Here is a 6,193-nt window from a genome sequence, read left to right as displayed (position 1 = left end):
ACTGGACTAGGCACACCAGCATCAAAAGTCCCAAAATCTCCTTTGGTAATTAAATTTTGAGAATTTAAATTTATTGATGATAAACAAAATAAAACAAATATCACACTCCAATATTTTCTCATCATTAATTATATTTTAAATGGTATAAAATTTGGGATGCAATATAGTGGTTTTTTGATTTTAATAAAAATTTAACTATTAATAAATATTGAATTTAACATTAACTCTACAATACTAATTTATATTTACATAATCATAAAAGTTTTAATTTTCATTTACAGTTTAAGTTTATAGTCAATTCATTAAATTTGCCGTACATTTAAACTTATGTTAGAAAAAGAAACTATAAAATTTGAAAAGACAGTTGTTGTTGGGATTGTTACCCAAAATCAAACGGAAGATAAATTAAAGGAATATCTCGATGAGTTGGAGTTTCTTACGTTTACGGCTGGAGGAGAAGTTATCAAGCGTTTTTTTCAAAAGATGGAACGACCAAACCCAAAAACGTTTTTGGGAACTGGAAAAATGGATGAGATTCATCTTTATGTTAAAGAAAACGGTATTTCAACCGTGATTTTTGATGATGAACTATCACCTTCACAACAAAAAAACATTACTAAAATTTTAGATTGTAAAGTATTAGATCGAACTAACTTAATACTTGATATTTTTGCTCAAAGAGCAGAATCTTCTTATGCAAAAACTCAAGTAGAACTGGCTCAATGTATTTATTTATTGCCTCGACTATCCGGAATGTGGACACACTTAGAACGTCAAAAAGGGGGGATAGGGATGCGTGGTCCTGGAGAAACAGAAATTGAAACAGACAGACGTATTGTACGAGATAGAATTGCTTTATTAAAATATAAAATCAAAGTTATCGACAAGCAGATGTCGGTTCAACGGGGCAATAGAGGCGCTATGGTTCGTGTTGCACTTGTAGGATATACTAATGTTGGAAAGTCAACATTAATGAACGTGATTAGCAAAAGTGAGGTTTTTGTTGAAAATAAATTATTTGCCACTTTAGATACTACTGTTAGAAAAGTAGTTATTAAAAATCTACCTTTTTTGCTTTCAGACACAGTAGGATTTATTCGTAAACTCCCTACTCAACTGGTAGATTCTTTCAAAAGTACGCTAGACGAGGTTCGCGAAGCCGATTTATTGCTTCATGTTGTCGATTTATCTCATCCTGATTTTGAAGACCATATTGCTTCTGTAAATCAAACATTAGTTGATATTAAAAGCAATAACAAACCAATTATAATGGTTTTTAATAAAATAGATGCATACAAACATCTTACCATTGACGATGACGATTTGATAACCGAAAAAACAAAAAGGCATTATACGCTTCAAGAATGGAAACAAACCTGGATGAGTAATGTAGGCGAAGAAAATACCTTATTTATTTCGGCAATTAATAAAGAAAATATTGAAGAATTTAGGGCGCGCGTATACGAGGCGGTAAGACAAATACACATCACTCGTTTTCCGTACAACAAATTTTTATATCCTGATTACAAAGATGTAATTGAGAATGAACATTAACTCAAAAAAGGTCTTTAGCTATAGTTAAAGACCTTTTTTACAAAGTATAGAAATAGCCGTTTAGAACTTATAATTTATTCCTAAACCAAGTATTTGTCTTGTTTGAAAACCTCTAAAGGCATTGTCATCATAAATTGTTTGATACACAAAATTTGTAGACATGTAATTGTTAATTTTCATTACAATGGCTAAAGTGTAATCTAAATCTACATTTTGTGGGTCCTCAAGGTAGTTTGTATATAAATTCAAAGTATTTTCAGCAGAAACATTAGTAATAACATCAAATTTATAATATCCTGATGCATAAAACCCTAATTCATAACGCATGCTTTTATCTGCATTTACCCCAAAATAGCTTCCATCAACATAACCTGCAATGGTTGTATTCTTTTTATCTACAAATGTCAATTTAGAAGTTAATGGCGCAAAATTAAATTTCAATTTATCACTTTTCTTCCAAAACATACCTGGACCAAAAGTTAAATATCCCGGAGAAAGAAAATTAGTATTCTCGGTTCTAATTTCGACTCCGTCTTTTTTACCATAAATATACCCTGTAGTAAACTGTGTTCTAAAGTTTAAAAAGAGTGAATAGTACCAATTTCCAATAGCTTTTTTACCCAAAACAGAATTAAATTCGAAACGGTCATCTGTTTTTTTCTCAAAATCGGCATTCTTGGTTTGAAGTAAACCGTAAGAGGCTAATACTTTATTGTCCCAAGTTAAATCGTTTCTTTTGTAGTTAAAATCATAATTGATTCCTAAATTTCCGGAAATATTATTTTCTCCTCCAGCTATCCAGTTGTTAAAAGTTGATTGATTAAAAAGAAAAGAAACATTTCCAAATTTTTTCCAACCGTTTCCTGAAGTATCAATTATTTTTTTTACTGCAGCTTCTGTGTTCTGTATTAATTCCTTCTCTGAGTTTTGAGCATTTAGAACAAAACCAAACATTAAGAATAATACAAATAATAGAATTTTTTTCATTTTTTTATTTTAAAAAATTAAGTTGTAAATATAGTAAAACAATTAAAACCTAAATTTTTAGAATATTTATGCTAAATTCATTTTTTAGAAACCTTATACAAAGGAACTGCTGAACAGGCTTCGCCGTACATAATACTTCTTGCAAAAGGCTGCAGATTTTGAACTGCCAAAACATAGGCGCTAATAGGTACGGGTTTTTTAGAACATCCTTTTATGATAACTGGTTTGTCTTGATAAATAGAATAATCAAGAGTAGGTAAAATTTCCTGATACAATGCGGTATCTAATTCTTCTAAAGTTCCATTAACCACTTTTTTTGCAAAAGGAGCTACTTGAATAGTAACTAAAATGGAAGCCCAAGCCGGTAGAATTGCATCGGTTGAACAATGTATGGCAACAAATTGGTCTTGATATTGATGCCAATCGTGATTTTTTAAAGATTCTCGAAAGTCTTTTTCTTTCAATAAAAAACCTTCAGTTAACCATTGCGCTATGTCAATTTGTGTTCGAATCCCTTTTGGATAATAATCTTCTAAATCAAAAACTTCAAGTGCAGAATTCGCTACTTTATTTACTATTTCTTCCATTTTTAAATCTGAAATCTAAAGCATTCCAAGTTCTAATTTTGCTTCTTCACTCATTAAATCTTTGCTCCATGGCGGATCAAATGTAATCTCAACATCAGCATCTTTTACCTGCTCAATCGATTTTATTTTTTCTTCCACTTCAAGAGGTAAGGTTTCGGCAACGGGGCAATTCGGAGAAGTTAATGTCATCAAGATTTTAACTTCATAATCTTCATTTACCATTACATCATAAATTAAACCTAATTCATATATATCAACAGGAATTTCTGGATCGTAAATGGTTTTTAATTTTTTTACGATTTCTTCTCCTAATAAGTTGGTGTCTATTACTTGTTCCATAATTTTAATTTTTTAAACCATATAAGTCATATAAGGTTTTTAATTGATATAAATAGTGAATATAAGTTCATTTAAGTTTCTTTAATTGATTTACTTCTATGGCTTTTATGTTTTAAAATGTTATTCTTCTAGTATTCGATAATATTCATTAACCATTGTTTTTTGACCTTCATAATAAATGTTTTTCACATTAAAATTAATTAACAAACCTATTGGAGCCTTTAATAAGTTCATATAAGTAAGCAATTGTGCTTCAAAAATAGGATTTATTTCAGTTACAGATTTTAATTCTACTACAAGAATGTTTTCTATAAGTAAATCACATCTTAGTTTTGACTCTAACTCATATCCTTTATAGTTTAATGGAATAAGGAGTTCAGATATAAAATTTATTTTTCTTAATTCTAATTCTTTTTTTAAACATTGATGATAAACATTTTCTAATAGACCTGGCCCTATTCTTTTATGAACTTCAATTGCAGCTCCATTAACTTGATAAACCAAATCTGTTAGATAACTTCTAGTTAAAATCATATCTTAATAAAAACTTATATGGCTTATATGGTTAATTATTTTTTGAATTGAATGCCAAAGCATACATTTTAATGTTTTTTATCATCGATACTAAGCCATTAGCTCGTGTTGGCGATAAGTGTTCTTTTAATCCTATTTCGTCAATAAAACTCATGTCGGCTTCAAGAATATCCATTGCTTTTTGGTTTGAAAAAGTTCGAATCAAAATGGCAATAATCCCTTTTGTTAAAATAGCATCGCTATCGGCAGTAAAAATAATTTTATCGTCATTTTGTTCTCCTTTGAGCCAAACTTTTGATTGACATCCTTTAATGATATTGTCGTCTGTTTTGAATTCTTCTTTTATTAAAGGCAGGTTTTTTCCTAATTCGATGATGTATTCATAACGCTGCATCCAATCATCAAACATCGAAAACTCATCGACAATTTCGTCTTGTATTTCTTTTATTTTCATTACTTTTCTTTATCCAATTCATTTATTAGAACAACCAATTTTTTAATCTCGGCTGGAGGGTTTCCATGATCAAAATTGGTTGACTCATATGTTTTATCTTTATGTATAATTTTCAAATTAGCTATAGCTGCCCCGTCATAAAATCGTTTCTCAGAAGGCGCTTTTAAATTTGGCACCTCATCTAAATTTATTTCTTGAAAATCAGCAATTAGTTTCTTCCAATCCGAATCAGAAATTTTAATCTGAACTGGTTTGTCGTTACCCTTTCTATCTTTAGATACTAAAACCGTTTGATTTTGCACCGTTATTTTTTTATAAAACCCTCTAGTATTAGCGACATACTCGATAACAGTAGTTTGTAAATCCTGCTGTTTTTGAGCATCACAGCCTTTTCCTAAAAAAATAGTCAAGAAAAATAAAGACAATAGTTTCATATTACAGTTGTTAAGATAACATTAATTTCGCTTTTTTTATGGCTTCAACCATAATATCTATTTCCTCTTTGGTGTTATAAAAAGCAAAACTTGCTCTTATCGTTCCAGGAATTTGAAAGAAATTCATAACGGGTTGCGCACAATGATGTCCTGTTCGGACTGCTATTCCTAACTTGTCAATAATTGTACCAATATCATACGGATGAATACCCTCTATATTAAACGAAATTACTGAAGTTTTTGCCTCTGCAGTTCCAAAAATTTTCAACCCTTCAATTTCTAATAATCTTTTGGTTCCGTACTCTAACAATTCTTTTTCTTGCTCTTGAATATTTTCTATTCCTATCGAATTTATATAATCAACTGCGGTTCCTAAAGCAATTCCATCAGCAATATTGGGTGTTCCAGCTTCAAATTTATGAGGCAGTTCGGCATAAGTAGTTTTCTCGAAAGTAACTTCTTTAATCATTTCACCACCACCTTGATAGGGTGGAAGTGTGTTGAGCCAAGCTTCTTTACCGTATAAAATACCTGTTCCTGTTGGCCCAAACATTTTATGACCCGAAAAAGCATAAAAATCGCAATCTAATTCCTGAACATTTGGTTTGAGATGAGACACGGCTTGAGCTCCATCAATAAACACTGCCGCTCCAATTTCATGCGCTTTATTTATGATGTATTTAATAGGATTAATAGTCCCCAAAGCATTCGAAATATGATTCACGGTCACTATTTTAGTTTTTTCTGAAAGCAGTTTATCAAATTCTGATAAAATCAATTCGCCTTTATCATTCATTGGAATTACTTTTAAAATAGCTCCTGTTTTTTCGCACAGCATTTGCCAAGGCACAATATTACTGTGATGCTCCATAGCTGAAACCAAAACCTCATCTCCAAGTTTTAAAATAGAAGCAAAACCATTAGCAACTAAATTAATACCATGTGTGGTTCCAGAAGTAAAAATTACTTCGTGAGAAAACTTAGCATTAATATGATTTTGGATTTTATATCTAGAAGCTTCATAAGCATCGGTTGCCAGTTGGCTTAACGTATGTACCCCGCGATGAATATTAGCATTTATTTCTTTATAATAATTAGAAATTGCATCAATTACCACTTGTGGTTTTTGTGATGTAGCCCCATTATCAAAATAAACTAAAGGCTTTCCGTTTACCTTTTGTGTAAGTATAGGAAAATCAGTTCTTATTTTATGTATATCTAACATTTCTTTATTTAGAATTTTTCTAAATACAAAAGTAATAAAATACGATGCTATATTTACCAAACACTTGTTAATAATTAGT

General features: G+C 30.4%; 8 protein-coding genes. 1 reads left to right on the top strand and 7 read right to left on the bottom strand.

Annotated features, from left to right (window positions below):
- Positions 1 to 327 precede the first annotated feature (327 nt).
- Positions 328 to 1,554 (top strand): GTPase HflX, encoded by a 1,227-nt coding sequence (hflX, locus tag ACFQ0S_RS11505; protein WP_379757903.1) that lies wholly within the window; start codon positions 328 to 330, stop codon positions 1,552 to 1,554.
- A gap of 60 nt (positions 1,555 to 1,614) precedes the next feature.
- Here hflX and ACFQ0S_RS11500 read toward each other — a convergent pair whose 3' ends face one another.
- The 7 genes from ACFQ0S_RS11500 to ACFQ0S_RS11470 form a co-directional block, all read right to left on the bottom strand.
- Positions 1,615 to 2,541, bottom strand: coding sequence for a DUF3078 domain-containing protein (locus tag ACFQ0S_RS11500; protein ID WP_379757900.1), 927 nt, complete (start codon positions 2,539 to 2,541; stop codon positions 1,615 to 1,617).
- Positions 2,542 to 2,618: 77 nt separating this feature from the next.
- Entirely contained in the window at positions 2,619 to 3,128 is a 510-nt protein-coding gene (locus ACFQ0S_RS11495; RefSeq protein WP_379757898.1) for a DUF2480 family protein, read from the bottom strand.
- Positions 3,129 to 3,143: 15 nt separating this feature from the next.
- Positions 3,144 to 3,467 carry an SUF system Fe-S cluster assembly protein gene (locus tag ACFQ0S_RS11490; RefSeq protein WP_379757895.1) on the bottom strand — a complete coding sequence of 108 codons (324 nt, stop codon included), beginning with the start codon at positions 3,465 to 3,467 and terminating at the stop codon, positions 3,144 to 3,146.
- Between the two features lie 120 nt (positions 3,468 to 3,587).
- Positions 3,588 to 4,001, bottom strand: coding sequence for a GxxExxY protein (locus ACFQ0S_RS11485; RefSeq protein WP_379757892.1), 414 nt, complete (start codon positions 3,999 to 4,001; stop codon positions 3,588 to 3,590).
- A gap of 31 nt (positions 4,002 to 4,032) precedes the next feature.
- On the bottom strand, positions 4,033 to 4,455 hold the full coding sequence (locus ACFQ0S_RS11480; protein ID WP_379757889.1) for a SufE family protein: 423 nt from the start codon (positions 4,453 to 4,455) through the stop codon (positions 4,033 to 4,035).
- Positions 4,455 to 4,889 carry a hypothetical protein gene (locus ACFQ0S_RS11475; RefSeq protein ID WP_379757887.1) on the bottom strand — a complete coding sequence of 145 codons (435 nt, stop codon included), beginning with the start codon at positions 4,887 to 4,889 and terminating at the stop codon, positions 4,455 to 4,457. Before ACFQ0S_RS11475 ends, ACFQ0S_RS11480 begins: the two co-directional genes overlap by 1 nt.
- A gap of 10 nt (positions 4,890 to 4,899) precedes the next feature.
- Positions 4,900 to 6,114 carry an aminotransferase class V-fold PLP-dependent enzyme gene (locus ACFQ0S_RS11470; RefSeq protein ID WP_379757884.1) on the bottom strand — a complete coding sequence of 405 codons (1,215 nt, stop codon included), beginning with the start codon at positions 6,112 to 6,114 and terminating at the stop codon, positions 4,900 to 4,902.
- Between the last annotated feature and the right edge of the window lie 79 nt (positions 6,115 to 6,193).

The organism is Flavobacterium myungsuense (genome assembly GCF_042677265.1).
Taxonomy (GTDB): domain Bacteria; phylum Bacteroidota; class Bacteroidia; order Flavobacteriales; family Flavobacteriaceae; genus Flavobacterium; species Flavobacterium myungsuense.
This window is presented reverse-complemented; position numbering and strand designations above follow the sequence as displayed.

What these genes read in the sequence shown, in the direction of transcription:
- hflX (WP_379757903.1), top strand. Translation starts at nt 328, where the DNA reads ATGTTAGAAAAAGAAACTATAAAATTTGAAAAGACAGTTGTTGTTGGG.
- ACFQ0S_RS11500 (WP_379757900.1), bottom strand. Translation starts at nt 2,541, where the DNA reads ATGAAAAAAATTCTATTATTTGTATTATTCTTAATGTTTGGTTTTGTT.
- ACFQ0S_RS11495 (WP_379757898.1), bottom strand. Translation starts at nt 3,128, where the DNA reads ATGGAAGAAATAGTAAATAAAGTAGCGAATTCTGCACTTGAAGTTTTT.
- ACFQ0S_RS11490 (WP_379757895.1), bottom strand. Translation starts at nt 3,467, where the DNA reads ATGGAACAAGTAATAGACACCAACTTATTAGGAGAAGAAATCGTAAAA.
- ACFQ0S_RS11485 (WP_379757892.1), bottom strand. Translation starts at nt 4,001, where the DNA reads ATGATTTTAACTAGAAGTTATCTAACAGATTTGGTTTATCAAGTTAAT.
- ACFQ0S_RS11480 (WP_379757889.1), bottom strand. Translation starts at nt 4,455, where the DNA reads ATGAAAATAAAAGAAATACAAGACGAAATTGTCGATGAGTTTTCGATG.
- ACFQ0S_RS11475 (WP_379757887.1), bottom strand. Translation starts at nt 4,889, where the DNA reads ATGAAACTATTGTCTTTATTTTTCTTGACTATTTTTTTAGGAAAAGGC.
- ACFQ0S_RS11470 (WP_379757884.1), bottom strand. Translation starts at nt 6,114, where the DNA reads ATGTTAGATATACATAAAATAAGAACTGATTTTCCTATACTTACACAA.